This window comes from Acetomicrobium sp. S15 = DSM 107314, from assembly GCF_016125955.1.
GTDB lineage: Bacteria > Synergistota > Synergistia > Synergistales > Thermosynergistaceae > Thermosynergistes > Thermosynergistes pyruvativorans.
The window spans coordinates 1-319 of the sequence record NZ_JADEVE010000050.1 but is presented as its reverse complement, the minus strand read 5'-3'; the positions used below and the strand labels follow the sequence as shown (position 1 = coordinate 319).

Annotated in this window: 1 pseudogene; it reads right to left on the bottom strand. The window is 45.8% G+C overall.

Annotated elements, in window-relative coordinates:
- Positions 1-76: 76 nt before the first annotated feature.
- A pseudogene (locus EZM41_RS14485) lies at positions 77-214 on the bottom strand (hypothetical protein); the annotation flags it as partial.
- Positions 215-319: the final 105 nt, after the last annotated feature.

Below are 319 nucleotides of genomic sequence, written 5' to 3'. Positions count from 1 at the left end.
TGTGAGATTGGAAGTGAGATTGAGTGATTAGTAATCAGTGAAGAGTGAAGAGTGAATGTGAAGGTGAGAGTGGAAATTAAGAGCAAGAAGAGCAAAAGTTAGGGCAGGCTAAGAAACACAAAAAGTAAAGACCTGACTCTGGGGTTTGCCCCCTTCTACCTGCCCGATGAAGCTTTAACCTGTTCTGCAAATCAGAGGTGAAGCCAACATATAACCTGCCTCCTGCAGCTCTTTTTCTGCAGCGAGGAGCAAATCCTGCAGCTCAAGACCAGGAGCACTAACCACGATTAAATGAGGCACTAATCCTTCACCACAAGGC